Origin of the sequence: Mycobacterium sp. NPDC050041 (assembly GCF_049541695.1) — a bacterium.
GTDB lineage: Bacteria > Actinomycetota > Actinomycetes > Mycobacteriales > Mycobacteriaceae > Mycobacterium.
Genome location: NZ_JBMVDG010000002.1, coordinates 417,636 through 434,257 on the forward strand (window position 1 = coordinate 417,636; position 16,622 = coordinate 434,257).

General features: G+C 68.2%; 10 protein-coding genes. 8 read left to right on the forward strand and 2 right to left on the reverse strand.

Annotation, left to right across the window (positions count from 1 at the left end; translation table 11 throughout):
* Complete coding sequence (locus tag ACPCHZ_RS07320) at positions 1 to 2,322, reverse strand: glycosyltransferase (protein WP_423484138.1); 2,322 nt, start codon at positions 2,320 to 2,322, stop codon at positions 1 to 3.
* A 340-nt stretch (positions 2,323 to 2,662) separates the two neighbouring features.
* On the opposite strand from ACPCHZ_RS07320, the gene asnB reads away from it, so the two are divergent.
* From asnB to ACPCHZ_RS07340, 4 genes are all read left to right on the forward strand, one after another.
* Positions 2,663 to 4,495, forward strand: a complete 1,833-nt coding sequence (gene asnB / locus ACPCHZ_RS07325) for an asparagine synthase (glutamine-hydrolyzing) (RefSeq protein WP_423484139.1) — start codon at positions 2,663 to 2,665, stop codon at positions 4,493 to 4,495.
* A 349-nt stretch (positions 4,496 to 4,844) separates the two neighbouring features.
* Positions 4,845 to 6,314 carry a tyrosine-protein kinase family protein gene (locus ACPCHZ_RS07330; RefSeq protein WP_423484140.1) on the forward strand — a complete coding sequence of 490 codons (1,470 nt, stop codon included), beginning with the start codon at positions 4,845 to 4,847 and terminating at the stop codon, positions 6,312 to 6,314.
* A gap of 13 nt (positions 6,315 to 6,327) precedes the next feature.
* A complete protein-coding gene (locus tag ACPCHZ_RS07335) occupies positions 6,328 to 7,767 on the forward strand; it encodes an O-antigen ligase family protein (RefSeq protein ID WP_423484141.1) in 1,440 nt (479 codons plus the stop codon).
* Between the two features lie 58 nt (positions 7,768 to 7,825).
* Positions 7,826 to 8,857 carry a glycosyltransferase family 4 protein gene (locus ACPCHZ_RS07340; RefSeq protein WP_423484142.1) on the forward strand — a complete coding sequence of 344 codons (1,032 nt, stop codon included), beginning with the start codon at positions 7,826 to 7,828 and terminating at the stop codon, positions 8,855 to 8,857.
* On the opposite strand, the gene ACPCHZ_RS07345 is transcribed toward ACPCHZ_RS07340, so the two are convergent.
* Entirely contained in the window at positions 8,854 to 10,476 is a 1,623-nt protein-coding gene (locus ACPCHZ_RS07345) for a hypothetical protein (protein ID WP_423484143.1), read from the reverse strand. The genes ACPCHZ_RS07340 and ACPCHZ_RS07345 overlap by 4 nt on opposite strands.
* 230 nt (positions 10,477 to 10,706) lie before the next feature.
* Between ACPCHZ_RS07345 and ACPCHZ_RS07350 the strand changes: the two genes are divergently transcribed.
* Genes ACPCHZ_RS07350 through ACPCHZ_RS07365 form a run of 4 tightly spaced genes read left to right on the forward strand, consistent with a single transcriptional unit; the run spans position 10,707 to position 16,610 of the window.
* Positions 10,707 to 12,734 (forward strand): alginate lyase family protein, encoded by a 2,028-nt coding sequence (locus ACPCHZ_RS07350; protein ID WP_423484144.1) that lies wholly within the window; start codon positions 10,707 to 10,709, stop codon positions 12,732 to 12,734.
* Positions 12,735 to 12,757: 23 nt separating this feature from the next.
* Positions 12,758 to 14,065 carry a nucleotide sugar dehydrogenase gene (locus ACPCHZ_RS07355; protein WP_423484675.1) on the forward strand — a complete coding sequence of 436 codons (1,308 nt, stop codon included), beginning with the start codon at positions 12,758 to 12,760 and terminating at the stop codon, positions 14,063 to 14,065.
* Positions 14,065 to 15,108: a glycosyltransferase family 2 protein gene (locus ACPCHZ_RS07360; protein WP_423484145.1), complete on the forward strand. Its 1,044-nt coding sequence runs from the start codon at positions 14,065 to 14,067 to the stop codon at positions 15,106 to 15,108. The genes ACPCHZ_RS07355 and ACPCHZ_RS07360 overlap by 1 nt, the downstream gene beginning before the upstream one ends.
* Positions 15,105 to 16,610, forward strand: coding sequence for an oligosaccharide flippase family protein (locus ACPCHZ_RS07365; protein WP_423484146.1), 1,506 nt, complete (start codon positions 15,105 to 15,107; stop codon positions 16,608 to 16,610). The genes ACPCHZ_RS07360 and ACPCHZ_RS07365 overlap by 4 nt, the downstream gene beginning before the upstream one ends.
* Positions 16,611 to 16,622: the final 12 nt, after the last annotated feature.

Genomic DNA, 16,622 nt, shown 5'->3' on the forward strand with positions numbered 1-16,622 from the left:
TCATCCTTTGCGTGCCACGACATCGCTGAGCAACTCCTCGTATCGGCGGGCGGTGTTCTCGATGCGGAAGTCCACCTCTGAGCGACGTCGCCCGTTCCGGCCCAGCCGTTTTCGCAGCAGGGGATCGCCGGCCAGTAACTGCAGTCGATCGGCGAAGCCGGCGACATCCCCGACGGGGACCACGAATCCGTTCTCGCCGTCGGTGACCACGTCGCGCACCGACCCGCAGTCGGTGGCGACGATGGGAACGCCGGCCGCCATCGCCTCGATCAGGGTGATCGGCACACCTTCGTGCACCGACGAGAGGCATGCCACGTCGAGCCCGGGGAGCAGGTCGGGCACGTCTCGGCGGATGCCGAGAAAGTTTGTGCGCGGATGGATGTCGAGGGCACGCGCCAGTTCGCGCAGCTCGCCGTCGCGTTCTCCGCCGCCGATCACGACAAGTCGGATCCGCGGCACCGATGCGGCGCACTTCGCGACAGCCTCGAACAGCACCTGGTGCGCTTTCTGGGCGCTCAGGCGGGCCACGACACCGACCACGACATCTCCGTCCTCGGCGTCGAGGAGGCGCCGTGCGCGCGCCCGCTGCTCCGGGGTGGCGGCAGCAGGCAGTGCGATCCCGTTCGGGATGACGACTTCGCGCGTGGTCGCGAGCAGGTGATCGCCGACGCCTTCCTCGCGGTGCAGATAGTCCCCCTGACCGGCAGAGAGCAGGACGAGCGCATCCGACATCGCGAGTGTGTTGACCGCCCAACGCGGAAGCACCCGCTGACCCGATGCGACGAGGTCCATGTCGTGCGCCGCCACCAGGCTGGGAACCCGTGCCCATCGCGCGGCGATGCGGCCCAGCGCAAGGGATGCGCGGTGGTGGTGTGTCACGAGGACCGCGTCGGTCCGCGCCCGGCGCAGTGAGCGGACGAGGCGAGGCAGGGTGCGTACATCGAATCTGCCGGACCTGTGCAGCACCTCGACCTCGAACCCCGCCGCCAGGAAGTCGGCGGCCAACGGTCCCGGGTCGCGCAGACACACCAGCCGCGGTGCGACGACCTCCGGGTCGAGGTGCTTGAAGAGATCCAGGAGCAACATCTCGGCGCCGCCGACGAAGGTGACGTCGAGGACCACGGTCAGGCGAAGCGGGCCCCCGCGCGGACAGGATTCGCCCACGAGGGCGCGGAGTGCACCTTCGGTCGCCGCCACGCTGGCCCGCAGGCTGAACGACTCCTCGACGCGGGAGCGCGCCGCGCGCCCCATCCGGTGTGCGAGCTCCCGGTCCGACAGGACCGCGACGAGCCGCTCGGCGAGCGCACCGGGATCGCGGGGCGGCACCAGGTAGCCCGTGCTGCCCTCCTGGATCATCTCGGGCACGCCACCCACCGCAGTGCACACGGCGGGCCGCCCCGCAGCCATCGCCTCCAGCAGTGAGATCGGAAAACACTCCACCGTCGCGGAGCTGAGAACGAAGACGTCGATGGCGCGCAGCAGCGCAGGCACGTCGGTGCGGGCGCCGGTCAGCACGACATGATTCGTGAGTCCGAGCTCGACGACGAGGCGTTCGATGTCCGATCGTGTCGCGCCGTCGCCGACGACCAGGAACTTCGTGTCCGGTAACCGGTCGACCACCAATCGTGCTGCCCGCACCAGGGTTTCGTGGTCCTTCTCCGGTCGAAGCATCGCGAATGTGCCGACCACCCGGTCGGCCTCGCCGATCTGGTGTCCCTGTATTGCGCTGCGGTCATCGGTGGAGTCGAAGGCGTCCGGATCGACACCGTTGTGGATCAGATGGACCTTCTCCGCCGGGTATCCGAGGTCGTTCACCAGATAGTCGACCTGGGTTCTGACGAGGCCGTAGTAGGCACTGGTGACGCGGTCCAGTGCGCGATCAGCCAGACGGCGGATCAGCCCGCGCGGTGTGGTGTCGCCGTGGTTGTGGACCCAGACGACACTGTGCGGCACCCCCGCCAGCCGCGCCGCGATCCGGCCGAGTGTCTCGGCGTTGTACCCGCGGGTGAGCACCACATCGGGTGCGAAGGCCCGCATCTCGCGGGTCAGGTCGCGTACCGCCCGCACAGCCTGGCGCTTGTTGCGGTTCAGTGCCACTGCATGGACGGCGGACCCTGCGAGTTCGCCGAAGAGGGCTCCTTCTTCGCCGATGCACACGACGGCGGTGTCGAAGTGGGCCAGATCGAGGTTCGGCATCAACGCGACGACATGGCGCTCCGCACCTCCGACCCGGAGATCGGGCACCACGTACATCACGCGGACGCGCCGCGCCGCGACCGCCTCCGGGCGGCGTGGTGCATCGCGGACATCACTCGCTGGCATGCTCGGCGCTTCCCCCGTCTGACGAGTACCGCGATGCGCCCGTCGTCGGCACGGGGTCGCCTTTGCCGCTGATGATAGAGGACCGGCAACCAGGTTGGCGAATGCAGATACGGCAAATGATGGCGAGCGCGATTGTCGCGACGATCAACAGCAGTTATGGCAGACAGCGGGCAACGTGATGCAGTGATGGCAAATTAATAGGCCTACGAGTTCGCTGACGTCATTCTCAGGAAACGATTAGCTCCGGCGTCGATCCCCAGTAGACTCACAGCGATTTCCAAGGCGGGGGCCGACGAAGCGGTCGGAAGGGATGTGGCCGGGTCATGTGTCGGGGTGCTTCATGTGCGGGATAGCCGGGGTGCGGAACCTCGACGGCTCGCCCGTCGACCGTTCCGTCCTTGCCGCGATGGCCGGGAGTCTGCAGCACCGGGGACCGGACGACAGCGGCCTGTGGACGGGTGGCTCCTGCGGGCTGGCGCACACCCGGTTGTCGATCATCGACACCGCGGGCTCGCGGCAACCCATGGAAGACGCCGGTGGCAGTGCCCATCTGGTGTTCAACGGCGAGATCCTGAACTACCGACAGCTCCGGCAGGAGAGCCGCTACCCCTTCCGCACCGACGGCGACACAGAAGTGCTCCTCGCGCTGTATGCCGAGTACGGGGCCGCCGGGGTGAGCCGGTTGCGCGGGCAGTTCGCCTACGCCGTGCAGGACACGGCGACCGACGAGACCCACCTGTTCCGTGACCGCCTCGGGATACTGCCGCTCTACTACTTCCTCGACGGCAGGGTGTTCGCGTTCGCGTCGGAGATCAAGGCACTGTTCCCGGTCATCCGGAACCCGAGCATCGACGACAGCAGCCTGCACGACTACCTCGCGCACCGATCCCTGCCGGCCCCGCACACCATGATCAAGGGCGTCCGCAAGCTGCCCCAGGGTCATCATCTCGTCGTCCGGCGTGACGGCACCCTCACCTGCCGCAGCTACTGGCAGGTGCCCAACAGCGCTGAGCAGCGCAAGACGAGTCCACGGGACGCCGTCCACCTCGTGGGCGAGGCGCTGACCGCGTCGGTGCGCGAGGCGCTGGTCGCCGACGTGCCGGTCGGGACCTATCTCTCCGGTGGCGTGGACAGCAGTCTGATCAGCGCACTCGCTGCGAAAGAACCTCGCTCGCAACGACTCCAGACGTTCTCCGCCGGATTCGGGGACGACCGGCTCGACGAGACACGCCACGCGCGCAGGGTGGCCGACCTCATCGGCAGTGACCATCACGAAGTCGTGGTGACCCCTGAGGACTTCCGGCAGGCGTGGTCGGCGCTGAGCTGGCATCGGGACGCCCCGCTCTCGGAGCCGGCCGACGTCGCGGTGTTCCGCCTCGCGCAGACTGCGCGCCGGCACGTCAAGGTGGTGCTCTCCGGTGAGGGCAGCGACGAACTGTTCGGGGGTTATCCGAAATGCAAGTTCGCCGGCCTGACGCGATGGGCCGGCTCGCTGCCCACTCCGGCGATGCGGCTGATCGAGCATTCTCTGCCCCCGCGAGCAGCGCGGTTGGGTACGGCCATGCGCGCCATGTCGGAGACCTCTCACGCGGAGCGCATGCGCGGCTGGTTCGCGCCGTTCACCGCCGCCGAACGCACGCAGATGATCGGGCGGCCACCGTCCCGCGACGCCCTGGCCCCATATCTCGAAGGCCGGGGCGACGCTCTGAGCCGGATGCTCTATGCCGACGCGCACACCTGGCTGGCCGACAACCTGCTCGAGCGTGGCGACCGGATGTCCATGGCGGCGTCGCTCGAGCTTCGCCCGCCGTTCCTCGACCACCGTCTCGTCGAGCTCGCTTTTGCCTTGCCGAGCAGTGTCAAGGTTCGCGGCGGCACCACCAAGTGGGTCGTCAAAGAGGTCGCCCGGCGGCACCTGCCCGCGGACATCGTCGACCGTCGGAAGGTCGGTTTCAAGGTGCCGTTGGACAGCTGGCTCCGCGGCGGCCTGCGGGACATGGCCTTCGACCTCCTGACCGGGCCGTCGTCGTTCGTCGGCGCGAACTTCGAGCCGGCAGCGGTGCGCACTCTGCTCACCGCCCATGGGTCGGGTAGACGCGACGAGCAGTCGCGGATCTGGACCCTGCTGTCCCTGGAGGTGTGGTTTCGTGAGTTTGCCAGGAGGGTCGTATGACTGCATGTACGTATTTGCGGATATGGACGACCTCTGTGGTGCACCTCCGGTGCGCAGTCATGGCGGCGCGGGGGTCCGACCGCCGACCGGTGCGTGACTTCCCGCGGTAGCGCGGAGGCACCGTGTGTGCCATCGTGGGGCGTTTCCAGCGGAAAAAGCCGCATAACGCCTTTCTTGCAGGATGCTGAGAATTTGCCGGGGGAGTCGGCTCGACTAGGATCTGCCATCGTTCGCTGCTACTCTGTTCGCGGGGTCCTTGCGTCGTGGTCGTTCGATCGACATGGATGTGCTCAGCGTTGCAGAGGATCTGTATTCGTCTCGGTGCATCGGTCGCCGAAAGGGGATGAAAGTGGAGCTCACGTCGAAGTACCGCCTGGAGCAGGTCCGCAGGAGATGGTGGGTCGTCGCGGTGGGCGTCGCCCTGGGGGTTCTCGCCGGGTTGGCGGTTTCGGTGAACGCCGGAACCAGCTACGTGGGTAAGTCCACGGTGCTGCTCTCCGGTCGGGCACCCGAGCAGGATGCCGTGATGGTGATCGGCTACCTGACTCTGATCAACGATCCGGGCACCGTCGAGCGGCTCAAGAACGCGGAGTCCGTTCCGCGGGACGTGACCGTGGAGGCCCGCACCGCGGGTGCGAGCCCGATCCTCTCCATCGAGGCGACCGCCCGGGATCCGGAGATCGCGCAGGACGCCGCCGAGACGATGGCCCAGGCGTTCAGCGAGGACGTCAACAGGGCGCCCCGGAAGGGCCGGGAAACACTGCTCGCCGACCTGCAGAACCAGCTCGGCACTGTGGCGCCGCTTGCGCCCGACGGGTCGGCGAACCCGTATTACACCGCCCTGCTGACTCAGATCGACGAGCTGAAGACCACCACGACCAACGAACTCCTCAGCCTCAATCCCCGCGCAGGTGTCACCGAGATCTCGCCGGCGACCACGTTCAACGTGATGACCGGCGCCCTCGGTGGACTGCTGCTCGGGATCCTGGCAGCGCTGGGCCTGGCGGTGTTGTCGAGCCGACTGAGCACCCTCTCGGACATCCGGAATCGCACGGGCGTCCGGCCGTTGGTCGAACTGCCGGCGGGCGCTCACCCGCAGGCCGGAACTCCTCTGCGGGAGGAACGGTTACGCGAATTGGCGAACACCGTCGACGCCGAGTGCTCACCCAAGCCGGGCGTTGTCGTCGTGACCGACGCACAGGGCGGAAGTGAAGCGCGGGGCGTCGCCGAGGCACTCGCCGAACTGTCCGCGAAGCGTGGTGCCCGAACCATCCTCGTCCATGCGGACGACAGGGCGGGCACGGTCGCGTCACCGATGATCGGCGGCGCAGGCTTCAATGACGCCGTCATCGGCAGCCGGTCGATCGACGAGATCCTGGAAGATCATGGCGCGGAGAGTCCGTCGGTCATCCACTGCGGGACGCTCGTCGACAATCGGCACCGGCTCACTTCGCCGACGGGTGTCATCGAGTTGTTCGAGGAGTTGCGTAAGCGGGGCGACGCGATCTTCGTTGCCGCACCGGCCATGTCGCCCGCCACCGATGCGTCGGTGCTGGCGGCGTTCGCGGATGCCGCCATCCTCGTCGCCACGCGCAACGAAACCCACGTCGTCGACTTCACCACTGCCGCGTCGATGCTGAGGGGGATGCGGACCCGTCTCGTCGGTGCGGTGCTGGTCGACACCGCCACACGCGTGCGCTGGAGCCCACGGTCGCGCGAGCGGCGGGCAGCGTCACAGCAGAACGAGAACCGGTCGGTATCCGGACGGCAGCCTGCGCCTGAGGAGCCTGCGTACGTCGTGGCGAACCGCGGCGACTGACGGATCGCGCCGCATGACAGAGTTCGACGGGCGCGGCGACGCCCGCGCCGGCACGGTGATGACGGCGCCGCCGGTCACCACCCGGGCGCCGGCAGCGGCGGAGACGCTCAGCGGGCCGGCCGTCGCCCCCATCGTCGCCGCCCTCGCCCTGGTTCTCACGACGTTTCTGCACCTCGGGCTCAAGCCGTATCTTCCCGACGGAATCTTCGTGGTGCTGTTCGCAATAGCGGTCGTCGCGATGGCCGTGTGGTTCCGTCACACCACGGTGCGGCTGCGCGGCATCGGTGCGGTCGAGTGCGCCTTTGCGCTCTACCTCGCGTGGAACATCTACTCGATGTACTACCCGCACAAGTATCCCGCCAGTGATCCGCTGACCGGGCAGGTGTTCTCGGTGCCCCGGTTCATCATGACCGGGGTCATGGTGCCCTTCCTGATGTACGTGATCGGGCGCTACGCGTTCAACCGCGAATCCTTTGTCCGGCTGCTCTTGTGGGCCGTCGTGTTCATGGCCGGCTACTCGGCCGCGGTCAGCATCATGCAGTTCACCGGGCCCAAGGACATGGTCTGGCCGCGTTTCATCGTCGACGGTTCACTGACGCCGGGGGTGGACACCTGGGCCGATCGCGCGATCGGGGTGTTCAATCAGCCTGTCGTGAACGGCTTGACGATGGTGCTCGGCTTCACCATCGCGATGGTGCTGGTGTCTCGCCGAACCGAGCCGGCGGTGCTGCGTTGCGTTGCCGCTGTGACCGCCCTCGCATGCGGTTTCGGCATCTACTTCACCTACACCAGGGCGGTGTGGCTCAGTGCCGCGCTCGCAATCGTCATCGGGGCGCTGCTCGCCAAGGGCAGTCGCCGCGGCTTCGCCATCTCGATGGCGATCGTGGCGGGCGCTGTGCTGACCAACTGGTCGACCTTCACCAGTGCCGACCGCAACGCCGGTGGCATCGGCTCGGCGAGCGAGGTCGACGACCGGATGAACATCATTCAGACTGCCCTGTGGGCGGCCGCGCGAGAACCGTTCACCGGATGGGGAATCCAGCGATTCCAGGCCATCAACACCTATCACCATCAGCAGTGGTCCCCCGAGGTGCCGTGGGGCAACGGTTACGGGATCGTCTCACACACGAACGAGATGGGGATCCTCGCCGAACTGGGACTCATCGGGCTCGGGCTCTGGCTCACCGTGCTGCTGCTCATCGTGCGCCGGCTGTGGACGGCGTACCGATCACTGCCCGAGCAGGATCTGTGCGGGAAACCGCTCGCAGTGATCGCGATCGTCGCGCTCGCTGTGTTGTTCTCGTCGGGACTGACCGTCGACCTGCGCCTGTTCGACTTCCCGACCGCCGTGGTCTTCCTCATCGTGGGTACCGCCGTCGGCTGGTCCGAGCGCGCGAGGGCCGCAGATTCTCTGAGCCGCACCCGCAGCCGATCCGGCTTCCTGCATGGCTGATGGGCGCGCACTGTGGGTCTCCACGAGTATGCGCACGAGAGGTGGAATCGCGACCTACGTGCGCGAACTGAAGCAGACGTCGCTGTGGGACGACTGGCAGGTCCGGCACATCGCCACCCACGTCGACGGGTCGAAGGCGGCGAAGCTGCTCGCGTTCGCGACCGGCGTGCTCCGGTTCGGCGCCGATCTCGTCCGGTTCCGGCCACACGTGGTACACCTGCACTCCAGCGCCGACGCGAGCTTCTTCCGGAAGGCGATCCTGTTGTGGCTGAGCACGGCCGCGCGCGTGCCGGTCATCGTGCACATGCACGGGTCGGATTTCCAAAGCTTCCACGATGATTCGCCGCTGCTCACCCGGACGTTCATCAGTCGCACGCTGAGCCGGGCGGCCGTGGTGATCGCGCTCGGCGAGGTCTGGGCCGGGCGCCTGCGCTCCATCGCGCCGTCGGCCCGCGTCACGGTCGTCCCCAACGCCGTGCGATCCGCTCGGCAGGTCGCTCAACCGCGGCCCGGTGACCCCGTCGAGGTCGTGTTCCTCGGCCGCATCGGCGATCGGAAGGGCGCTTTCCGGGTGCTCGAGGCGTGGGCGCGACTTGCCGCCGCCGGTGATGTGCGGGTCTCAGCGGCGAAGCTGACCCTCGCGGGCGACGGAGAGACCGACCGTGCCCGGGCCCGCATCCGCGAGCTCGGTGTGGGCGACACCGTCGTGACCCACGAATGGCTCTCCGAGGAGGCGGTCGCCGATCTGCTGGATCGCAGTCACATCCTCGTCCTCCCGTCGCGGAACGAGGGCCAGCCGATGGCGGTGCTCGAAGCGATGGCGAGGGGGATGTGTGTGGTCGCCAGCGGCGCGGGTGGCCTACCGGAGATGGTGGGTGGAGGCTGCGGGCTGATCGTCGCGCCGGACGAGGTGGACTCGATCGCAGCCGCGTTGAAGCGGGCGATCGACGACGCCGACCTGCGCGTCCGGCTCGGATCAGCGGCTCGAGACCGGTGTGCGAACACTTTCGACGTGGATGCGGTGGCCCGCCAGATCGACTCGCTGTACCGGCAGGTCGTCCGCACGCCGTCGTCCGACCGAGCGGGTTAACGATCCGGGAGCACCACCACGGCATCGCCCGCCGTTCCCGACGGCAGCACGAGCACGCGTGTGCCTGCGGGCATGACGTCTGAGCCGAAGCCGACCATCAGATGCCTTCCCGGCATGGGCTGCGGCGCACCGGGTCCGCGCAGTGCCTGCACGTAGCGCGCCAGATCTCCTTCGTTGGTCGGCGGCCGGTGCACCCGGTCGACGGCATTGGCGGAGTCGGTCGGGTTGTCTCTCTGCCCGACGAACCGGAGGTCGTAGTCGTCGTAACCCGACGCGACGAGCCAACGCACGATCTCCTCCATCTGGAAGGTCTTCTGCTGCTCGGCGACCAGTGGCGCAGAGAGCCGGGAAATCACCGGCACGTCGACGCCGAAGCGCAGGACGACCAAGAGCACCGACGCCGCGGTCACCACGACCACGGCCGCGACCGGCTTGCGATTGCCGATGCGTTCCTCGAATCGGCCACAGCCGTAGGGCAGGACGGCGCAGCACACCATGAGTGCGAACACGGTGTATGTCGGCGATCCGGTGGCCGTCGGCGCGGGAAAGGCTGCGGCGCAGACGAGTACGAGTGCGATCCACCATTTCTTCATGACGGCGGCCTTGACCAGGCAGACGGCGATCCACACCAGGAGCATGGGTAGCCCGGCGAGGTGACACACCGCACCGGCCAGCACCGCGGCGGCGGTCAGGCCGAAACGCAACCGATTGCCCAGCGGGACAGTGAGGGCGGTGACCACCGCCAGGCCGAGCGCGATCACGGAGATCAGGGGGTTGACCTCCACCATCCGGTAGGAGACCAGCAGTCCGTCGAACATCTCGCCGAGCGTCCTGGGGTCCGTTCGGCGCTCGGACACGACCAGCACGACCAACAGCGCGGTCGCGGCGCCGGTGACACCCGTCATCATGGCCCGCGGGCCGGCGTGAGATCCGCGTCGTTCGAGCGCCATCCCCGCCAGCGCCGCGATGAGCACCACGAGCGCATAGGGATGGAAGAACGCCGCGACCAGCGCACCGGCGGCCACGACGAGCAGACGGCCGCGGGTGAGGTCACGGTCTGCCCAGAACATCGCGGCCACCAGCAGCAGCAGCGGACTGTAGAAGACGCCGTGGAGGTGGAACAGATAGATGTACCCGGTGAAGAACACACCGCCGACCAGGAGTGCGGTGACCGCGAAGGCTCTGCGCTCACGCACCGAGGCGAGCAGGAGCAGCCATGCGGCCACCGCGACGACGTAGTTGAAGACCTGGACTGAGGTGATCGTGCCGCTCGACCGGTACCCGAGCCAGGCGACCGCCTGACCCAGCGGACGGTAGTTCGCCACCGGATAGGCGATCTGGGTCAGTGCGTCGGCGAATCCCATCTCCCGTAGCTGCGCGACGATGGCGAAGGACTCGTTGTGATTCGCGTACGGGAAGCCCAGGAAGAACCAGAACGACAGTCCCGTCACCGTCAGGAGCGAGTAGACGACGCGCTCGCCGGTCGTCATCCGCGGGCCGCGCCGGGTTGCGGCCCCGGCTTCTGCAGGGTCGACGGAATCGGCCGTGTCACCGGTGTCGGAGCCCGTCGCGGATCGGTGATCCGCGCCGAGCAGGCCACCGGACTGTCGTGACGCCATCTGCGGTCGGTATCCCTCCACTGGAAGCTGCAAACGTACTCTAGTACGCTTTGCTGAAATTGCATCGGCGAACCAAGTGGTTCACGAACACCAGGGGCGAAGTGTCCAGTCTGACGTGGTACGCGGATCGGCTATCCGCCATGTCTGCCAGGGAGATCGCATGGCGAGCCAGGCAGGTGGGCGGACGCCTGTCGTCCCCGGGCAGCCGATATGAGCGAACTGACAGGGAAGTGCTGAATCTCGCTGACGTCGACTGGTCCGAGGCGCTCCGGCGTTTCCGGCGCGGCGACGATCGCCCGGTTCTGCTCGACCGGGTCCATGCGGAGGCGATCGCGGCAGGTCATCCGTCGGAGGTCGAGTCGATGGTCACCGAAGCCGATCGCTGCGTCGCCGGTGAGCGGTCCTACTTCGGCTATCCGACGGTCAGCGTGGGGACGGTCGTCGACTGGCACCACGACCCGATCGCCGACTACCGCTGGCCGGCGACGCCGAGTGACCGGATCGACCATCGGGTGGCGCCGTGCGATCCGAAGTGGATCTGGGAGCTGAACCGCCTGCAACACCTGCCGGCACTGGCGCAGGCGTGGCTGTTCACCGGTCGGCCGCACTATGCGGAGACGGCGTTGAATCAGCTCGAAGGCTGGCTGGAGCAGAATCCCGTCGGCTGTGGAATCGCCTGGCGGGGCGCGTTCGAAGCGGGTCTGCGGGCGATCTCGGTCGCCGTCGCACTCCAGGGCCTGCGCGACTCGCCCGCGCTCACCGAGGCCCGTTTCCGGCGAGTCGTCCGCATGCTGGACGCCAGCGCCCGCTACTGCTGGCATGGCCAGTCCCGCTTCAGTTCGGCGAACAACCACCTCGTGGGCGAGATGGCCGGGCTGGCCGTCGTCCACCTGCTGGTGCCGGAACTCGCCGCTCCCGCCGAGCTGTTCGAGAGGTGCATCGCCATCCTCGTGACGGAGGCGGACCGCCAGATCCTCCCCGACGGCGCGGGCGCCGAGCAGTCGGTCGCCTATCAGATCTTCACGGCCGAGCTGATGTCCATCGTCATCGCCCTGCTGCGTCTGCGCGGTGACGACGTGCCGCCGCAGCTCGCCGACGCCGTCGCGCGCAGTTCGCGCTACCTGGCCGGCCTGGTCGGCGAGGGGGATCCCGACCCGCGCTACGGCGACGATGACGACGGCGTCGCGCTGCGACTGGGCGTCGAGCCGAAACAGTCGGTGCGTCGGCACCTCGGCGTCACCGCCGCGCTCACCGGCACCGCGACGACACCGGTCGAGACGACGCTCACCGCGGCGTGGTACGCCACCGCGTTCGGAGCCGACCTCGAGCAGATCCTGCGGGCGCAGCGCCCGGCGCACGCGAACTTCTTTGCTCCGGACGGCGGACTGGTGGTGCTGCGGTCGGGCGGCCGCCGGCTCACGATGGACGTGGGTCCGCTGGGTTACCTCTCGATCGCCGCGCACGGGCATGCCGACGCGCTCGCCGTCACACTCAGCGCGCACGGCACCGACCTGATCGTCGACCCGGGTACCGCGAGCTACTACGGGAATCCGAAGTGGCGCACAGCGCACCGGAGCACCCGGGCACACCCCACCGTGTGCGTCGACGGACTGGACCAGTCCGTGATGGCGGGGGCGTTCCTGTGGAGCAGGCACGCCGGATGCCGGGTCCGGTCGGTCGACATGGCAGGCGGAGTCGTCGACGCCGAACACGACGGCTACCGCAGGCTCGACGATCCGGTGGTACACCGACGGTGGTTGATCGCCAGGCCCGACGATCCGACCATCGCGGTGATCGATCTCATCGACGGTGCCGCCGAGCACGACGCGGTGGTGTCGTGGCCGCTGGCGCCCGGACTCGACGTGTGTTGCACCGGCGACGGCCACGACGTGATGCGGGCCGGGGAGCCGGTACTGGGTCTCCGCTACGCCGCCACCCGTCCGCTGTGGACGGAGCAGGTCAGGGCGGATACGCACGACGATCTCGGATGGTGGTCCGATCGGCTCGAGTCGAGGACGCCCTCGTGGCTGCTCGGCGTCAGATGCGCCGCGGTGGCACCGATGACCGTCCTGACCCTGATCCGCACCCGCGACATCGACGCGATCACGCAACCGACGATCACCGTGCACTCCGGCCGCACCACCGCCACGTGGGAGGAGAACGGGGTGGCCCGAGAACTCATCATCGACCGCATCTTCTCCGGCGCCATTGTGCGGGGCCCTTTTCCATCATCAGGAAGGACGGTCAACGCGCCGTGAACCAACAGAAGTCAACGGTCAGTGTGTTCGGCCTGGGGTATGTCGGGTGCGTGTCGGCAGCCTGTCTGGCGATGCGGGGGCATACGGTCATCGGCGTCGACGTGAGCCCCGAGAAGTTGCAGCTGCTGCAACAGGGCCGGTCACCGGTGGTCGAGGAGCGAATCGGTGACATCGTCGCCGATGTCGTCGCCGCGCAGACCCTGACGGTGACCACCGATTCGCACCGAGCCGTTCTGCGTTCCGACATCTCGCTGGTCTGCGTCGGCACGCCGTCGGGCTCGGGCGGCGGACTGTCGACCCGCTACCTCGAGCAGGTGACCGACGAGATCGGCGCGGCGCTGGCCGTCAAGGACGGCTGGCACGTCGTGGTGTACCGCAGCACCATGGTGCCCGGCACGTGTGAGGACGTGCTGATACCGCGTCTCGAAGCGGCGTCGGGCAAGCGTGCGGGCATCGACTTCGGTGTGTGCGTGAACCCGGAGTTCCTCCGCGAGGGGTCCAGCGTGCGGGACTTCCTCGATCCGCCCAAAACCGTTGTCGGGCAGACCGAGCCACGCAGCGGCGAGATGGTGATGGAGCTGTACGAAGGCCTGCCGGGACCGCGGTTCAACGTGCCGATCGGTACCGCCGAGATGACGAAGTACGTCGACAACAGCTTCCACGCGCTCAAGGTCGGCTTCGCCAACGAGATCGGGGCGATCTGCTCGTCGCTGGGTCTGGACTCCCACGACGTGATGGACGTGTTCCTGGCCGACACCAAGCTCAACATCAGTCCGGCCTACCTTCGCCCCGGATTCGCGTTCGGCGGCTCCTGTCTGCCCAAGGACGTGCGGGCCCTCACCCACACCGCGCGCCGCCACGACATCGACGTGCCGCTGCTGGCGAATCTCTTGACGTCGAACGAAGTCCACCTGCGCCGCGCGGTCGACATGGTGGTCGCAAGCGGTCGCAGGAACGTGGGCATGTTCGGGCTGTCGTTCAAGCAGGGCACCGACGACCTGCGCGAGAGTCCGATGGTGGAACTCGCCGAACGGCTCATCGGCAAGGGCTTCGACGTGAAGATCCACGACGCCAACGTGACGTTGTCGCGGCTGATCGGCGCGAACAAGAGCTACATCCGTCAGCAACTCCCGCACATCGGAGACCTCCTCACCGACGACGTCGATGCGGTCCTCGACCACGGTGACGTCCTGATCGCCGGATCGCGCGCACCCGAGGTCGTGGAGGCGGTGGCCCGTGCCGATGCGGAGACGCTGATCATCGACCTGGTCCGGTTGCCCAACGCGGCGGAGTTGCGGACCGGGCCGAATTACTGCGGAATCGGTTGGTGATGGTCGAGGCGCGTGGCGAACAAGGAGGCGGACGCCCGTTCGTCAGCTTCCTGACGACCGCGTTCGAAACGGAGCAGTACGTCGGCGAGATGATCGAGAGCGTGCTGGCGCAGACCGACGGCGACTGGGAACTCGTCGTCGTCGACAACGGCTGCTCCGAAGCGATGGCGGACGCCGTACGGCCGTACACCGCGGATTCCCGCGTCCACCTGATCCGGCAGGAGAACAAGGGGTACACCGGCGGCGTGAGCGCGGCAGCGGCGGCCGCGTCGGGCCGCTACCTCTGCGTGCTGGACAGTGACGACGCTGTGGCGCCGCGGTTCTGCGAGCGTGCGCGCTCACTGGTCGCCGCTGATCCGGGCATCGACGGGATCGGTTGCAACGCAGTCATGTTCCGTGACCTCGACGATGGTGGCGAACTCGAGGACTTCTTCACCTCGACCGGACGCCGGACCACCCCCGACCCCTCGCGCACGGTGACGTTCAGCGAGGTCCTGGCCGAGGGCGCTCCGCCGTACGTCGGGTTGATCCGGCGGGAGGTGTGGGACGACCTCGGCGGGTACGAATGCCCGGCCGATCTCGAGCCGGACGTCATCCTGTGGCTGCGGCTGGTCAGCACCGGCCGCGATCTCCGCATCCTGCCCGACTCCCTCGTCAAGACCCGTTTCAGGCCGGAGTCGCTCTCGCACCACCCGGACAAGGTCGACGCGTTCCAACGCCGGATGCAACTGTCGTACCTGACCGCCGCGCGCGAGCACGGGATGAGCGACTCCGTCGCGGCGCGCACGGGAATGCTGCGCCGATTGCGCTATCACCACTCGCTGACCACCGCCAGATCGGCGCTCGAGGACGGCGACGCCCCGTCGGCTCGCCGGGCCGCGCGTGACGCCTTCCGGCAGCGACGCACGCTGCGGGCCGTGGTCGCGGTCGCGGCGACCCATCTCGGGCGCGATGTCGCGCTGCGCCTGCGGGCGGTCAAGAACAACGCCGGCGACGGGCTGCGACGCCGGACGCGCCGCAGGCACGCAGGGTCGGTCGGGTGAGCGAGTCGGCCACCGGCCTCGCCGGCGTTCTCAAACGCGGTGCGACCATGTCGGCGGTCGGACTGATCGTCGCCCAGTCCGCCACGGTGGTGCAGACCATCGTGCTGGGCCGACTCCTCGGGCCCACCCAGGTCGGCATCTTCATGGCCGGCTCCGTGCTGATCGGATTCCTGGTCACGTTCTCGCAGGGCTCTCTGGTGCAGGCGCTCGTGCACCGCGACGGGGACATCGAGCAGGCCGCCAACACGGCGCTGGTGGCGACCTTCGTCACCGGCCTGCTCGGCACCCTGGCGGTGCTCGCCGCCGCTCCGGTCATCGGCATGCTGTTCCACAGCTCCGAGGTCGCCCTGATCGCGGCGGCGACGTCCGGTGTGATGCTGCTCCACGTGTGTGCGAGTGTGCCGGACGCGTTGATGCAGAGGCGTTTTCAGTTCACCCGGCAGATGATCATCACGCCGGCGGTCTCCATTGCGTTCGCGGCGGTGTCGATCGTGTTCGCGACGATGGGATACGGCGCGTGGGCGATGGTCATCGGGTGGTACGCATCGACGGTCACCGCGGTGGTCCTCAGCTGGTGGATGGCGCGATGGCGGCCCTTCGCCGCGCGGTTCTCGTTTCCGGTCTGGCGCGAGATGGCGCGGTACTCCTTTCCCCTGCTGCTGGACTCCATCGCCGAACGGCTGCGGGAGGTGTTCGAGCAGTTGGTCGTCGGCCGCGCGATGGGGACCGAGGTGCTCGGGCAGTACCGGTATGCGTACCGCCTGGCGTCGCTGCCCTCCCTGGCGGTCGTCACCGTCTGCTCGCACGTGCTCTTCCCCGCCTTCTCCCGGATCTCGGGTGACAGCCATCGATTCAAGGACGCATATCTGCGGGCGCTGGGCTGGATCTGGTTCGCCGCAGCGCCTCTGGCAGCGGTGCTCGTGGTCACCGGGGAGGCACTGGTGGTGCTCCTACTCGGTGAGGAATGGCGCGGCGCCGGCGTCGCGACCGCCGCCATGGCGGGAATCGGCCTCGGAGCGGCGCTCAACTCGGTGAACGGTGAGGCGATCAAGGGTGCGGGCCGGTCCTCGCTGCTCATGTGGTCGCCTGCGCTGGCCCTCGGCGTCGGTGTGCCTGCGATCCTGCTGCTCCTCCCGTACGGCTTGTTCGGGGTGAGCATTGCCATCTCGGCCACCTGCCTGGTCGTCGGCGCGGTCAATCTCGCGCTCGCTCACCGAGTCGTCGGCACGACACGGCGCGAGATCATCGGTTGTCTCGTGCCGCCGACGATTGCGGCGCTGATCGCCACCGCGGCGGTGCTGCCGCTCGAGCAGTTCGTCATCCTGTCCGACCGGCAGGCAGTGGCCCCCGGCCTCGCCTGGGTCGTCGCGGAGTGCGCACTGCTCGCCGGCGTGTATCTCGTTGCGCTGCGCGTCGTGTCACCGAGCCGGTTCCGGTCGGTGTCCACCGCGGTGGCGGGCGTGGCCACGAAGGCTGCGGCGAGATCTCGCCGGTCGTCGTGAGCTGCGCTTCGA